Here is a 15,332-nt window from a genome sequence, read left to right as displayed (position 1 = left end):
AAGTACGGAGAATCACCATGAAACCTTCGATGGCACTCAAGCCTCTGGTTTTCGCAATTGCTGCGGTCATGGCTGTTGCTGTACAAGCAGGACAAAACGATAGGGACCGTGGTGGCCATGGCCACCACAATGGCCATCATAACGGCGGCCACCACACCCCTCCTCCAACCAAGATCCCTGTCTATGCGACTGCCAATGCCTGGGATAAGCAAAGCAGTACCAACAACCGCATCTACAACGAAGGGGTTGAGAACAGCGCTGAGATGAGCAGCTCCGCCGATGGCACCAGCGGCAACGTCGGTGTCAACGTGGCAGCAGGCGCAGGCAACCAGCAAGACAACGCGGCCGCCATTGCAAACGCCGGCGCCGACTCCAGTCTGGATAACAGCTTCGTGTTCGGCAATGCGTCCGCCACCGCCAGCGTCCGGCAATACAGCAACAACAACAAAGTGGTCAACTACGGCGTAACAAACACTGCCACGATGAGCGGCTCGGGTAATAACGGCAGCGGTAACATGGGTATCAACATTGCTGGCGGCGATTTGAACCAGCAGAAAAACACCATGGCAATTGCCAACTCCAATGCACCACTGGGCAGCGCAACCGCTACCGCCTCTGCCGATCAAAATGGTCCTGGCCTCGTAGTGACCAACTCCGCCGATCGGACCTATCGCCTGGATACGATCACCCTCACCACAACCAAAAGCGGCAGTTTCTCTCGCGATAAGTCCTTCGAGGCCAGCGGCAGTCAAAGCGCTTCTTCGAGCTGGAATAAAGCAGGTTCCCGAAGCTCTGAAGCCAGCGGCTCCTTTAGCGCTGATATAAGCGGTTCTCACAGCAGCAATGCAAGCGGTTCCAACAGCAGCGCTTCGAGTGGTTCCAACAGCAGCAATTCGAGTGGTTCCAACAGCAGCAGTGCAAGCGGTTCCTCGAGTGCTTCGTTGACGGCTTCTCTGGGCGCTACTTTGGACGCTGAAGCAGCGACTTCCAGCTCCACTACCGTCAACTATGGCTTTGGCGATCGCACCCGTAGCAGAAGCTCCGAGGCATCGCTTAGCGCATCGCTTGACGCAACACTTGACGTAGCGGTAGACAAATCGTTCGACAAATCGCGCGAATCCTCGTTTGACCGGTCGCGCGACTCCTCGTACGACAGGTCGCACGAATCCTCGTACGACAAATCGCGCGATTCCTCATTCGAAAAATCGTTCGATAGTTCGTTCGAGAAAGCGAACGCCTCCTCGTTCGAAAAATCGGGCAGCAAATCGTCCGAATCCGAGTGGGAAAAAGCGAAAAGCTACAGTGAAAGCAGCTCTTATGATTTGAGCAACTCTGTCTCTTACCAAGTGCTGACTCCAACTGGCTGGGCCAACCCTGTAACCAACACTGCAACCCTGAGTGGTTCGGTGAATGGTGGCAGTGGCAACCTGGGCGTCAACGTAGCGGCGGGTGTGGGTAACCAACAAAGCAACTCGCTGGCCATCTCCAACACCTCGTTCTAATGCTGTCTCTGGAGGCCCCCTCACGGGGGCCTTTTTTCAAAACATCCAGGGGGCGTCCAATCATGCGAATTATCGCCTTGGCATTTTTGCTTTGCGTGTCCAGTGTGATCGAGGCTGCGCAACTGCCGCTTTCCATCCTGCCGGGTGGCGCGGTGGTGTATAAGCCGATCCAGAGCATACGCGAGCGCAAGTTTGCCGACCTGGTGCAACAGAAAACCGATTTCAGTTGCGGCGCGGCTGCGCTGGCGACCGTATTGCGTCAGGCCTATTGGCTGGACGTGAATGAAGAACAGATCATTGAAGGGATGCTGGCACACGCCGATCAGGATCTGGTCCGCGTTCAGGGCTTTTCCATGCTCGACATGAAGCGTTACGTGGAAAGTATCGGCATGCGGGCCCGTGGCTATCGGGTGGCCACCGAAACGCTGAACGACATCAAGATACCGGTTGTTGTACTCATGGATATCCGTGGCTACAAACACTTTGTGGTCATGCAAAGAGTCCACAACGGCTGGGTGTATATCGGCGATCCGGTACTCGGTCATAAACGCTACAAGGTCGAAGACTTTGTCAAAGGCTGGAACGGCATCATCTTTGCCGTCATCGGCCAGGGCTACGACAAAAACAATGCGTTGCTCGACCCACCATTGCCGCTGACCGCCAAGAACCGCATCAACGCCTTCAACCCGGTGCAGGACGCAGAGTTGATGGACTTCGGATTCATCCAGAGCGACTTTTTCTAATAACAAGGGAGCACGACGCTCCAGGAGCATTCAATGAAGACTCCAATCTGGCTGGCCATGGTTTGCCTGACCGCCAGCCTGCCAACCCAGGCAGAATTTTTCAAACCCATCGAACTGAAAGATCAGGAACTGGCGAACCTTCGCGGCCGCTTTGTCATGCCGGGACGGGTCATCAGTTTCGGCGTTGTCATGACCAGCACCTGGCAAAATGCCAACGGAGATGTCATCGGGGCACGCTCCTCGATGCAGATTCAGCAGTCAACCATCAAGCCGCAGTTCTATGTGTCGATGATTGACGAAGGTGGCACCGGCTCTGCGCGTTCGCAAAGCACCGGGACCGGCACCGTTGCTGGCGGCAACGGCCTCAACAGCACTCAAGGGGTCACTCAAGTGGTGCGCGCTGCCGGAGACAATAATACGGCCTACAACAACGTTGATATCAACGTCACAAAGGCTGATCAGGCACCCGTAACGCAGCAGCAGGGCCAGGCATTGGCCGCGGGCTCGACCTTGACCGGCGCCAACGGCGCGGGCTCGATGAGCATTTCATCGACCGGCAATGGCGTGCAACTCAATATCGTGGCCAACAACAATCAGGGCAGTACCGTGCAACGCCTGGCCCAGGGTGGGCTGATGCAGAATACGACGTTGCTGGGCGGCAGCAACCAGGTCCGCAATCTCACATCCTTTAATGTCGTGTTGCGTGACAACGTAACCACGGCCGGGTCGTTGAACGGCAATCTGGATCAGCTCAAAGGTCTTCGCACCCTCGGATTCTGATCTACGCTCAGTCTCATCAGATGTAGTCAGAAGGGACGGCTAACCCATGCACCGATCGTTAACGTTCAGAGCTATCGTTTGTTTGAGCGGCCTGGCCCCGGCAACTTTGCTTTACGCAGCAACGGATCCCCAGGTTGAAGCACTAAAACAAGAACTCATGGAGCTGAAACAGCGTTACGAAGCACAACAGAACGCACTGATGGTACTCGAACAGCGCGTTCGCCAAGTCGAAGCGGCACCTGCGTCACCTGCTCCCAAACGCCTGACCAAATCCCCTGCCGAAACCACCAGGGGTGGCCAGGCGGTGGCCGCGGGTGCGCCCGGAACCACGGGCAGTTCCTACGGGCAGTCGCTCAAGGATGATTCGGAACCGGCACAAAGCGTATCGAACCTGTACGACGAAGCCAGCGGGTTCTTCGGTGGCGGCAAGTTCAGCGTCGAAACCGGCCTGACCTATACCCACTACGATACCCGGGCACTGACGCTCAACGGCTTCCTGGCACTGGACTCGATTTTTCTCGGCAACATCAACCTCGACCGCATCAAGGCCGACAACTGGACACTGGACCTGACCGCCCGCTACAACGTTGCACAACGCTGGCAGTTCGACATTAACGTTCCCGTGGTTTATCGCGAGTCGACGTATTCCTCCGGAGGCGCTGGTGGCGCAGGCCCGGTAACGTCTGACGCCAGCGTCACCCGCGACCCGACCATCGGCGATGTGAACGTCGGGGTGGCCTACAAGTTTCTGGATGAGTCGGAAAGCCTGCCCGACGCAGTCGCTACACTGCGCATCAAGGCGCCGACCGGCAAGGACCCCTACGGCATCAAGCTGGTCAATGACCCTGGCAACGATAACCTCTCGGTGCCCGAGGACTTGCCTACCGGCAATGGTGTCTGGGCCATCACCCCGGGTATCTCGCTGGTCAAGACCTTCGACCCGGCCGTACTGTTTGGCAGTCTGTCCTACACCTACAACATGGAAGACTCTTTCAGCGACATCAGTCCTCAGGAAGGCTCCAAAGTCAAAGGGGACGTGAAACTGGGCGATTCCTGGCAGATCGGCGCCGGCATTGCGTTCGCCTTGAACGAGAAGATGAGTATGTCGTTCTCGGTCACCGATCAGTTCGCCCGCAAGAGCAAGATCAAACCGGACGGCGGCGATTGGCAGTCGATCACCAACAGCGATTACAACTCGGCCAACTTCAACATCGGCATGACCCTGGCAGCAACCGACAAACTGACAATCGTTCCCAACCTGTCCATCGGACTGACCGAGGATTCGCCAGACTTTTCCTTCAGCCTGAAATTCCCGTACTACTTCTGATCCATGACAACAAAGCCCCGCTGCAGCGGGGCCTTTTTTTGTACATCAAAAGATCGCAGCCTGCGATCCTTTGATCATGTGTTTAACGGATCTGATGCTTGTGCAACAAGCGGTAGAAGGTAGGCCTGGAGATCCCCAGTACCTTGGCGGCGATGCTCAAGTTATCGCTGTGGCGGTTAAGCACATCGCACAAGGCCTGGCGTTCCGCCCGGTGCTTGTACTCTTCCAGTGTACCCATCGGCGGGGCAATGCCCTGATGACTGATCAACCCCAGGTCCCGCGCTTCGATCTGTCGGCCCTCGGCCAGTACCAAACCGCGACGCACCCGGTTGGCCAGTTCACGAACATTGCCCGGCCAGTCATGCTTGCCCATGGCAACCAAGGCGTCTTCACTGAAGCTGCGTGGACGGCGGCCGGTTTCATGGCTGTAGAAATGGGAAAAGTGATTGGCTAACAGCGACAGATCACCATTGCGCTCACGCAGGGGCGCGGTGGCGACCTGCAACACGTTCAGGCGATAGTACAAATCTTCGCGAAAGCGCTTCTTCTCGATCGCGGCTTCGAGATCGACATGGGTCGCGGCCAGCACCCGCACATCCACCGGAATCGGCTGACTGCCACCTACCCGCTCAATGTGCTTTTCCTGAAGAAAACGCAACAGGTTCGCTTGCAGCTCCAGGGGCAGGTCACCGATCTCATCGAGAAACAGCGTGCCACCATTCGCCGCTTCCAGCCGTCCGACCTTGCGTTGATGGGCGCCAGTAAAGGCCCCCTTCTCGTGGCCGAACAATTCGGACTGGATCAGGTGTTCGGGAATCGCGCCACAGTTGATCGCGACAAAGGGTTTGCTGTGGCGCAAGGATTGCCGATGCAGCGTGCGGGCGACCAGTTCTTTACCTGTCCCGCTTTCGCCGCGGATCAATACCGGCGACTCGGTGGGCGCCAGTTTGCTCAACAGCTTGCGCAATTCGCGTATGGGCTTGCTATCGCCCAACAGTTCGTGCTCGGGCTGATCAATATGCACCGTGCCCTGCCCGCGCAGGCGCGCCATGCCAAAGGCCCGCCCCAGTGTGACCTGGACCCGGGAAACATCGAACGGCAGGGTATGGAAATCGAAAAACCACTCGCAAACGAAGTCCCCGACATTCTGCAGGCGCAGGACTTCCTGGTTGAGGACGGCGATCCACTCCGTACCGCTGCGGCTGATCAGTTCTTTGACGGCATCCGGGCGTTCAAGGTGAAAAGGCTGCAGACGCAACAGGCCCACGTCACAGGTTCGGTCGGCAGCGTTTTCCAGCGAGCAGCTGTCAACATCCCAACCCACGGAGCGTAATCCCGGCAATACACGATGGCAGTCGTCGCAGGGATCAACCACTAATAGACGTCGCAAGGCAGGCGCTTCGTTCATGACTGTTCCTTGGCGCCAAATTCTAGGAAATTTTATTAAAAACAGTCATTTGGCGGACCTGGCTGTAACATTAGCAAGAATTTGACGGAGCCTTGTACCGTTTGACTATAGAGACGTTGGTTAAATAGTTATAAGAACCCGCATTGTTAGTTACCTAACGACTCCAACCTTTCATTCAGCTTTCAAAACATGTGCTTGCGATGTGCCTTTGAACAAAAGTTGAAATTTCTTTTATTTGTGTGTGACCCGAACCCCGGTTGCGGACATCAGTACAAGTAACCCGCCGAACGGTAAGCCCAACCGTCGGCACATCACTTGATTGGGCATATTGAGAGAACATCCTATGAACGCCCCGCTCCGTATCAACGAAGCTCTTTTGATTGCCGACCGCGCATTCCAGCCTTTCCAATGCGTGGCCTGGGCGCCACAGGACGGCAACGGCGAACTTTGCCTGACCGTCATCGACCGAACCAACAACAGTATAGGCCGCAAGCAAATCCCGAGCAGCGCCTATACCGACCCAGAGCAGCTTCAACGCCTGCTTGAACAAACTCGTGAAGAGTTGAGCCAGGAAGGTTACAAACTGCAGTCGTGGTCGATGCCGCACTAATCATTTTTGCGGATTACTCCGGTAATCCGCACCCTCCTTTTTTGCCGTTAGTTGCCTGTTTTTCATTTTCAACCGCGCTTGTCTCGCCTCGTTACTTGAACTGGCGCACATTAATCCTTTGCACGCTTGCCATTGGTTCGAAAAGACACTGTTGTGGCACACAACGACCCTCCGCCTGTTATTTCTGCCAGTTGTGCATCCAGGCATTCAGGGATTGAATGATCTTCTGATAAGTCGCCAACCAACTTCTGGACAACGACGACTCGCAAGGAGATGCGTGAATGTCAATCCAGTCTGTTTTAGCCATCCCGACCGCATTAAGTTACGCCGGCAAGCTCGACATCAGCTTCGCCACCCAAGGCAAAACCCAGGTGTACTTCGCCGGCAGCACTTCAAGCCTGGCCAACGACGTCACCATCGACTCCCAGGGACGTTTGCTGGTGGCAGCAAAAGTCGTTACGCCAAGTGGTAGCCGTTTTGGTCTGGCCCGCTTGCTGGAGGATGGTTCGGCGGATCTGGCATTCGGCTACAAAGGCAGTGTCATCGGGCAGTTTGAACCGGGCTTTGAAGCCATGGCCGGCAAGGTTCACGAATTGCCTGACGGGCGGATCCTGCTGACCGGCCTGCATTATGAAAATGCCCACCGCACCCTCCCCGCCGTAGCATTGTTCGATCCACAAGGTTGTCCGGTCCAGCAGTTTGGTGAAAACGGTTACAGCGTGGTGCGACTGCCGGGCAATCTGTCACACGGGATTCGCGATGCCTGGCTGCCTCCCGGAGTACCGGGGGCCGAAGCCTGTGATGCCGGCGTCCAGCAAGACGGTAAAATCGTGCTGGTGGCCAACCATCATTTCGAACTGGCCGATCACGCCGGCATGCTCATTCGGCTGGACACCAACGGCGAGCTGGACAACACATTCAACGGCCGTGGATTTGTGATCGTCAGGCACTTGCTGATGAACACCTGGCTCAATAGCGTCAGGGTGCAGCGCGACGGCCGAATCCTGGTAGGTGGTTCGATCAACTTCCCCGAAGAGGGCTTGCTGGCCCGTTATCAGCCCGACGGCAGCCTTGACGATTACTTTGCCGTGGATGGCTTCATGAGCTTCAAGGCTCAGGGACAAAGCGCGCAAGTCAGCCAGATCGTCCAACTGGAAGATGGCGATATGCAATGTTTTGGCAGCAGCCGCGATCCCATGCGCTGCCTCTCCCTGAAGCTCCACATTAATGGCCGCCCGGACAGGCATTGGAACGATGGCCAGGCGCAATTGCTGGAAATCGGCCGCAGTGGTTGCCAGTGGACCGCCGCTCAAGCACAGCCGGATGGCAGCGTGATCACGGCCGGTGCAACCATTGGCGGTGTCGAGGCCGACTTTATTCTGGGCCGATATCTGGCCGACGGGCAGCTTGATCGCCACTTCGGCGACGGTGCCGGATGGGTTCGGACCCGACTCGGCCGCAGTCTCGATACGGCAACTTCATTGGCCATTCAGGCCGATAAAAATATCGTCGTGGCAGGTTATTCTCTGGACGGCAACTATCATGCTGTCGTTGCACGTTTTTTGGGCTGATCCATCTTATTGTTCCTGCACTTGATCTTCTCTTTGGCTTACGGCAACTTGCGCGCTTCTTTATACAAGGAGTAGCCGATGTCCGGTTCCATGGCCCAGGCGTTCGCGCATAACTTTCTCGGCAACTCACCTCGCTGGTACAAACTCTGTATTGTCGGTTTTCTTATTATCAATGCAGGGGTGCTGTGGACCGCAGGTCCGGTGACGGCGGGTTGGCTGCTGGTACTGGAGTTCATCTTCACCCTGGCCATGGCGCTCAAATGCTATCCGTTGATGCCCGGGGGATTGTTGCTGGTCGAAGCACTGTTGCTCAAGATGACCTCGCCCCAGGCGCTTTATGACGAACTGCTGCACAACTTTCCGGTGATCCTGTTGCTGATGTTCATGGTGACCGGGATTTACTTCATGAAAGACCTGCTGCTGTTTCTTTTCTCGCGCTTGCTGCTTGGCGTGCGCTCCAAGGCCATGCTGGCATTGATGTTCTGTTTTTTGTCGGCGTTTCTGTCGGCGTTTCTCGATGCCTTGACCGTGACCGCCGTGATCATCAGTGCGGCTGTCGGTTTCTATTCGGTGTATCACCGTGTGGCCTCAGGCACCGATCCGCGGCAGGACAGCGAATTCAGCGATGACCGTCACCTGCCCAAACTCCATCATGAAGACCTCGATCAGTTTCGCGCCTTCCTGCGTAGTCTGCTGATGCACGGTGCCGTCGGCACGGCCTTGGGTGGCGTCTGTACGCTGGTGGGCGAGCCGCAGAACCTGTTGATCGGTCATGAGATGGGTTGGCACTTCGCCGAGTTCTTTCTGAAGATCGCGCCGGTGTCGCTGCCGGTATTGGTGGCGGGACTGATGACCTGCGTCCTGCTGGAGAAACTGCGCTGGTTCGGTTACGGCACGTTGCTGCCGGACAACGTACGGGCCGTGCTGGCCGATTACGCAGCCCAAGACAATGCCGAGCGCACCGCGCGCCAGCGTGCAGCGCTTATCGTGCAGGCAGTTGCAGCGCTGATCCTGATTGCCGGGTTGGCATTTCACGTCGCGGAAGTGGGTTTGATCGGCTTGATGGTGATCGTGCTGATCACCGCGTTCACCGGGATTACCGACGAACACCGTCTCGGCATTGCCTTCAAGGACGCGATGCCGTTCACCGCCCTGCTGGTAGTGTTCTTCGCCGTGGTGGCAGTGATCCACGATCAGCAACTGTTCAAGCCATTGATCCAGTGGGTACTGGCCCTGCCGGTCGATCAACAACCGGGCATGCTGTTCATTGCCAATGGCCTGCTCTCGGCGATCAGCGACAATGTGTTCGTCGCGACGATCTACATCACCGAAGTGAAACAGGCGTTCATCGCCGGGCACATGAGCCGCGAGCATTTCGAGACGCTGGCCATCGCGATCAACACTGGCACCAACCTGCCTAGCGTGGCCACGCCCAATGGCCAGGCGGCGTTTCTGTTTTTGCTGACGTCGGCGATTGCCCCGCTGATTCGCCTGTCTTACGGGCGCATGGTGTGGATGGCGCTGCCGTATACGGTGGTGATGGGCGTGCTGGGTTGGTACGCCGTGAGCTACTGGCTGTAACCTCCCCTCCCACATTGTTTTTTGTGCGAACTATCGAGGGAGGATGTACCGCTCGATTGCCAGTGCCGCGCCCTCTTCGGCATTGCTTGCCGTGACCACATCCGCCTGACGCTTCACCGCCTCTTCCGCCTGCCCCATGGCGATCGACAACCCGGCACAATGAAACATTGCCGGGTCATTGCCGCCATCACCCATTGCAGCCGCCTGCGCCAACGGCACGCCGAGGAATTCGGCCAGCGTCTTCAGTGCCTCTCCCTTGTTGGCCTGCATCGCGGTCACGTCCAGATACACCGGTTGCGAGCGCGAAACCTGAGCCTGTCCCTGCACCTTGAGCAGTAACCGCGCCTCCAGTTCAACCAGCAACTCGGTGTTGTTGCTGGCGGCGACGATCTTGTCGATGCGGGCCAGGTACGGTTCGAAGCTTTCGACTGCCACCGGCGGGTATCCCAGCCCGTGCTGTTCGCGAGGCACCATGGGGCCGGTCGGGTCTTTGACCAGCCAGTCATCACCACTGAATACCCAGACTTCGATGTCGGGTTGATCGGCGAACAGCGCCAGGGTCGTCAATGCTGCCGCTGTCGGCAAGTAATGCGCGACAAGCAAACTGCCATCGGGATGAACGAGGGTGCCGCCGTTGAAGGCTGCCGTGGGCAGGTCGACGTCCAAGGCTTCGATCGTCTGCAGCATGGCCCTGGGTGGACGCCCCGTGGCCAGGCTGAACAACACACCACCTTCGCGCAACGAACGGACCGCATCGATGGTGCGCTGGCTGAGGCTGTGATCGGGCAGCAGCAAGGTACCGTCCATGTCACTGAGCAAAAACCGGATGGGCTGTGGCGTGGTGTCACTCATCCGAGGCCGTGCCAGACGCGACCGTCGCGAGTCAGCAGCTCTTGGGCGGCCTTCGGCCCGTCTTCGCCCGCAGCATAGCCCTGCACCGTGGCATCCTCCTGCCAGGCGTCAAGGAACGGCTGAACCGCGCGCCAACCGTTCTCGATGTTGTCGGCACGCTGGAACAGCGTTTGATCACCGGTGAGGCAATCGTAGATCAGGGTTTCGTAGCCGGTGGACGGCTGCATCTCAAAGTAATCCTTGTAGGCAAACCCCAGTTCGATGTTGTCCATCTTCAGGGCTTGCCCCGGCCGTTTGGCCAGCAGATCGAACCACATGCCTTCGTTGGGTTGAATCTGGATGCGCAGGTAGGTCGGCGCCAGTTCATCGACCTCGGTATCGCGGAACTGTGCATACGGCGCCGGTTTGAAACAGATGACGATTTCGGTATCGCGCACGCTCATGCGCTTTCCGGTGCGCAGGTAGAATGGCACGCCAACCCAACGCCAGTTGTCGATCATCACCTTGAGGGCTACATAGGTTTCGGTATTGCTGTCAGGTGCGACCCGGTCTTCCTGGCGATACCCCGGCAGGGATTTGCCGTCGACTTCCCCTTCGGTGTATTGACCCCGTACCGAATTGGCCCGGGCCTCTTCGACCGACCAGGGGCGAATCGCGCCGACCACTTTGGCCTTTTCTCCACGGACCGCATCGGCGCCAAAAGCAGCCGGTGGCTCCATGGCCACCATCGCCAGCAACTGGAACAGGTGATTGGGCACCATGTCCCGCAGGGCGCCGGTGTTTTCGTAAAAACTGCCACGGGTCTCGACGCCGACGGTTTCAGCGGCGGTGATTTGTACGTGGTCGATGTAGTGATTGTTCCAGAACGCTTCGAACAGGCTGTTGGAAAACCGGCTGATCAGAATGTTCTGCACGGTCTCCTTGCCCAGGTAGTGATCGATACGGTAGATCTGTTTTTCCGACATGACCTTGAGCAAGCAGGCATTCAAGGCTTCGGCCGTTGGCAGATCGGAACCAAACGGCTTTTCGATCACCACCCTTCTGAAAGCTTCCGGGCTTTCTTCAAGCAAACCGGATGCGCCAAGGCGGCGTACCACTTCACTGAAAAATCGTGGCGCGGTGGCCAGGTAGAACACCGCATTCCCAGTGCCGCTGTGGGCAATTTTTTCCCCAAGCGCGTTATAAGTGCTGTCGTCCAGGAAATCGCCCTGGACGTAGCTGATACCTTTGGCAAGCTTGGCCCACACGTCCGGATCAAGGGATTGATCACCCTTGCCAACCTTGCTGGCCACCTCGCTGCGAATAAAGTCTTCGAGTTTCTTTGCGAAGCCTTTATCGCTGATAGCGTTGTGGTCAACGCCGATGATCCGCAGTCCGTCCCCGAGTAAACCGTCGCGCTGAAGGTTGTAGAGCGCCGGCATCAGCAGACGCTTGACCAGATCACCATGGGCGCCGAACAGAAACAGCGTGGTAGGTGGCGCGGGCTCAGCCTTGGATTTTCTGCGGATCACATGGGTCATTTCTTCGCAGTCTCCACATGGCCGCCGAAGCCGAAGCGCTGGGCCGAGAGGATCTTGTCGCCAAAGGTGCCCTGTCCACGGGAGCGATAGCGAGAAAACAGTGCGGTCGTCAGCACCGTTGCCGGTACCGCTTGCTCCATGGCCGCTTCGACGGTCCATTGACCTTCACCGCTGTCCGCCACCGAGCCGGAGTAACCGTCGAGTTTCGGATCGCTGGCCAGGGCATCGGCTGTCAGGTCAAGCAACCACGACGAAACCACGCTGCCACGACGCCAGACCTCGGCGATGTCCGCGACGTTCAGGTCGAAACGCTGGTCTTCCGGAAGGCGGGTGCTGGACTTGGTCTTGAGGATATCGAAACCCTCGGCGAAGGCCTGCATCATGCCGTACTCGATGCCGTTATGGATCATCTTCACAAAATGCCCGGCACCGGCGGGACCTGCGTGGATGTAACCGCGCTCGGCACGGTCGTCATCGGATTTGCGGTCCTTGGTACGCGGGATGTCGCCCATGCCCGGAGCCAGGCTGTCGAACAGCGGATCCAGGCGCCTGACGGTCTCGGCATCACCGCCGATCATCATGCAATAGCCGCGCTCCAGGCCCCAGACGCCACCGGAGGTGCCGACGTCGATGTAGTGCAGGCCTTTTTCCGAGAGCGTCCTGGCCCGGCGGATGTCGTCCTTATAGTGGGTGTTGCCGCCGTCGATGATGGTATCGCCAGCTTCGAGCAAGGTGCTCAGGGTATCAATGGTCTCTTCGGTCGGTGCCCCTGCCGGCAGCATGACCCACACCGCTCGCGGTTTGGCCAGGCCAGCAACCAGGGCCGGCAAATCGGCAACGCCGGTCGCGCCCTCTTCGGTCAAGGTCTCGACGAAGGCGCAATTGCGGTCGTACACAACGGTGGTATGGCCGTTGAGCATCAGGCGCCGCGCAATATTGCCGCCCATGCGGCCCAGTCCAATAATCCCGAGTTGCATGTGCTGATGCTCCCTACTACAAATAAATGTGTGTCAAAGGTTATAGCCCAACGCGACTAATGAGGGTTAGTCCAGAGCGCTGGCGTGAAGTTTCCGGGCATTGTGCCCGATCCAGAGAGATAACGCCGGGAATCGTGCCGAAGACACAACGACCATGAAAAATAAAAAAGTTCCCTTCAGGGGCAAAAGAAATCAAAATTGGCGCCGATAGTAGATCAGCCGCTGATTTCACGCGGATCTACAGTTGAGACACGCCATTTGCGAGGTGAGCAATGGGCACAGTACACACCGCACTGCCAGCACAAACCCTTTATGTCACGATCCGTCGCGATGAATTGCGCCAGTTGAAAGACGAGCGCGACCAGTTGAAACAGGAGCTGGCGAAACTGCGCTTGTTGATCCAGGGCCAACAGCCCTTACCCGTGACCCAAGGCGCTCCCCACGCCTGACGCCTTCATCTGAATCGGAAGCAGCATTGCCCTGCTTCCGACACGCCATCGCCCTTCGCCTTCTCTGACAAACTCACGAAGTTTTCACATCCACTTGTTGATACTCCGGTTCATTGTGGCCGCTCGGTATCCGGGCAGCCCCCGTTCGTCGGCGACTTTGGTGGTCTGGCGGTGGATGTGATCATTGGCTGGAGCATTGAATGGCTTGGTTTAAACGCAGCGATAAGCCTGCGAGCGGTTTTGATTGGGCAGGGTTTTTCTGGCTGTTTCTGTTCTTCTGGTATTTCTCCGGCATCACCCAACTGCTGATCCAGTTGACGGGCACCTCCGGTTTTACCGGCTTCCGCCAGGCGTTTTTGATGAGCGCCATCTGGCTGGCGCCGATGCTGCTGTTCCCCAGACAAACCCGTGTCATGGCTGCGCTGATCGGCGTGGTGCTCTGGGCCTGTTCCATGGCCAGCCTGGGTTACTTCTTCATCTATCAGCAGGAATTCTCCCAAAGCGTCATCTTCATCATGTTCGAGTCGAACGTGTCTGAAGCCGGCGAATACATGACCCAATACTTCGCCTGGTGGATGGTGGCCGCGTTCCTCGCGCACACCGCGTTCGCCTGGTGGCTCTGGACACGCTTGCGCCCGGTGTACATGCCGCGAGGTCGGGCCATGGTGGCTGCAACTGCCATTCTGGTGGCCGTGATCGGTTATCCCCTGATCAAGCACACCCTGCGTACCGGCAGTTTCGCCAGCGGCTTCGAAAAATTCGAAACGCGCATCGAGCCGGCCGTGCCGTGGCAAATGGCCGTGGCCTATCACCGCTACCTGGACACCCTGGCGGGGATGCAGGAAATGCTGACCAGTGCCAGCAAGATCCCGCCATTGCACAACCTCAAGGATACGATGGCCGACCAGCCGGCAACCCTGGTGCTGGTGATCGGCGAGTCCACCAACCGCCAGCGCATGAGCCTCTACGGCTACCCGCGGGAAACCACCCCGGAACTGGACAAGCTCAAGGATCAACTGACGGTCTTCGACAACGTCATCACACCGCGTCCCTACACCATCGAGGCGTTGCAGCAGGTGCTGACCTTCGCCGATGAAGACAATCCGGACCTGTACCTGTCGACGCCGTCCCTGGTCAGCATGATGAAACAGGCGGGTTACAAGACCTTCTGGATCACCAACCAACAGACCATGACCAAACGCAACACCATGCTCACGACCTTCTCCCAGCAGGCCGACGAACAGGTGTACCTGAACAACAACCGCAACCAGAATGCCGCGCAGTACGATGGCGATGTGATCGAGCCGTTCAACAAGGCCCTGGCCGACGCGGCGCCGCGCAAGCTGATCGTGGTGCACCTGCTCGGCACCCACATGAGCTACCAGTACCGCTACCCGTCGACCTACGACAAGTTCAAGGATCGCAACGGCGTCCCACCCGGTGTTCGCGATGATCAGTTGCCGACGTACAACAGTTACGACAACGCGGTGCTGTACAACGATTTCGTGGTGTCGAGCCTGATCAAGGACTACGCCAAGTCCGATCCGAACGGTTTCCTGCTGTACCTCTCCGACCACGGTGAAGACGTTTTCGACTCCCCTGGCCACAGCACCCTCGGGCGCAACGAGAGCAAACCAACGGCACCGATGTACACCATTCCGTTCATGGCCTGGGCCTCGCCAAAATGGCGTGAAACCCACGACTGGAATTTCGACGGTGACCTGAGTCGGCCGTACAGCAGTTCGCACCTGATCCACACCTGGGCGGATCTGGCTGGCCTGAGTTTCAATGAACTCGACCACAGCAAGAGCCTGGTCAGCGACAGCTTCAAGCCACGACCATTGATGATCGGCAACCCGTATGAGCGTCAGCAGCGGCCGCTGATTGACTTCAGTCTGATCAAGCCCAAGACGAAACCGGACACGGCGGAAGTCGTGCTGAAGTAACTGTTTCAACACAATCAAAACCTGTGGGAGCGAGCAGGCTCGCTCCCACAGTGTTTTCTCGGTGTC

The 15,332-nt window shown here is 57.7% G+C and carries 13 protein-coding genes; 9 read left to right on the top strand and 4 right to left on the bottom strand.

The window, feature by feature from the left end:
- Positions 1–17 precede the first annotated feature (17 nt).
- The 4 genes from fapC (at position 18) to fapF (ending at position 4,352) form a co-directional block, all read left to right on the top strand.
- Positions 18–1,502, top strand: a complete 1,485-nt coding sequence (gene fapC / locus AC07ZE_RS14260) for an amyloid-like fimbrin subunit FapC (protein WP_207265363.1) — start codon at positions 18–20, stop codon at positions 1,500–1,502.
- Between the two features lie 62 nt (positions 1,503–1,564).
- Complete coding sequence (fapD, locus tag AC07ZE_RS14255; RefSeq protein WP_207265362.1) at positions 1,565–2,245, top strand: fibril amyloid maturation endopeptidase FapD; 681 nt, start codon at positions 1,565–1,567, stop codon at positions 2,243–2,245.
- Between the two features lie 33 nt (positions 2,246–2,278).
- Positions 2,279–3,025: a fibril amyloid subunit FapE gene (gene fapE, locus AC07ZE_RS14250; protein WP_207265361.1), complete on the top strand. Its 747-nt coding sequence runs from the start codon at positions 2,279–2,281 to the stop codon at positions 3,023–3,025.
- 46 nt (positions 3,026–3,071) lie between these two features.
- Positions 3,072–4,352, top strand: a complete 1,281-nt coding sequence (fapF, locus tag AC07ZE_RS14245; protein ID WP_207265360.1) for a fibril amyloid transporter FapF — start codon at positions 3,072–3,074, stop codon at positions 4,350–4,352.
- An 82-nt stretch (positions 4,353–4,434) separates the two neighbouring features.
- Here the strand turns inward: fapF and AC07ZE_RS14240 are convergent, their stop codons facing one another.
- Positions 4,435–5,760 carry a sigma-54 dependent transcriptional regulator gene (locus tag AC07ZE_RS14240; protein ID WP_095194163.1) on the bottom strand — a complete coding sequence of 442 codons (1,326 nt, stop codon included), beginning with the start codon at positions 5,758–5,760 and terminating at the stop codon, positions 4,435–4,437.
- 343 nt (positions 5,761–6,103) lie between these two features.
- On the opposite strand from AC07ZE_RS14240, the gene AC07ZE_RS14235 reads away from it, so the two are divergent.
- The 3 genes from AC07ZE_RS14235 to nhaB all read left to right on the top strand — a co-directional run bounded on the left by AC07ZE_RS14235 (position 6,104) and on the right by nhaB (position 9,522).
- Positions 6,104–6,370, top strand: coding sequence for a hypothetical protein (locus AC07ZE_RS14235; RefSeq protein ID WP_207265359.1), 267 nt, complete (start codon positions 6,104–6,106; stop codon positions 6,368–6,370).
- A gap of 281 nt (positions 6,371–6,651) precedes the next feature.
- Positions 6,652–7,941, top strand: coding sequence for an NHL repeat-containing protein (locus tag AC07ZE_RS14230; RefSeq protein WP_207265358.1), 1,290 nt, complete (start codon positions 6,652–6,654; stop codon positions 7,939–7,941).
- 78 nt (positions 7,942–8,019) lie between these two features.
- Entirely contained in the window at positions 8,020–9,522 is a 1,503-nt protein-coding gene (nhaB, locus tag AC07ZE_RS14225) for a sodium/proton antiporter NhaB (protein WP_207265357.1), read from the top strand.
- A 30-nt stretch (positions 9,523–9,552) separates the two neighbouring features.
- Here nhaB and AC07ZE_RS14220 read toward each other — a convergent pair whose 3' ends face one another.
- From AC07ZE_RS14220 to gnd, 3 genes are read right to left on the bottom strand one after another with little or no spacing between them, the layout of a single operon-like run.
- Positions 9,553–10,374, bottom strand: coding sequence for an HAD family hydrolase (locus tag AC07ZE_RS14220; RefSeq protein WP_207265356.1), 822 nt, complete (start codon positions 10,372–10,374; stop codon positions 9,553–9,555).
- Entirely contained in the window at positions 10,371–11,894 is a 1,524-nt protein-coding gene (gene zwf / locus AC07ZE_RS14215) for a glucose-6-phosphate dehydrogenase (protein ID WP_207265355.1), read from the bottom strand. Before zwf ends, AC07ZE_RS14220 begins: the two co-directional genes overlap by 4 nt.
- Positions 11,891–12,871, bottom strand: coding sequence for a phosphogluconate dehydrogenase (NAD(+)-dependent, decarboxylating) (gene gnd / locus AC07ZE_RS14210; protein ID WP_207265354.1), 981 nt, complete (start codon positions 12,869–12,871; stop codon positions 11,891–11,893). The genes zwf and gnd overlap by 4 nt, the downstream gene beginning before the upstream one ends.
- A gap of 272 nt (positions 12,872–13,143) precedes the next feature.
- Here gnd and AC07ZE_RS14205 point away from each other — a divergent pair, with 272 nt between their 5' ends.
- Positions 13,144–13,320 (top strand): DUF6026 family protein, encoded by a 177-nt coding sequence (locus AC07ZE_RS14205; RefSeq protein WP_207265353.1) that lies wholly within the window; start codon positions 13,144–13,146, stop codon positions 13,318–13,320.
- Between the two features lie 200 nt (positions 13,321–13,520).
- A complete protein-coding gene (locus AC07ZE_RS14200; protein ID WP_207265352.1) occupies positions 13,521–15,266 on the top strand; it encodes a phosphoethanolamine transferase CptA in 1,746 nt (581 codons plus the stop codon).
- Positions 15,267–15,332: the final 66 nt, after the last annotated feature.

Source organism: Pseudomonas sp. GW101-3H06 (assembly GCF_059424605.1).
Note: the sequence above shows the minus strand (reverse complement) of the source record. Positions and strands in the feature narration are given on the sequence as shown.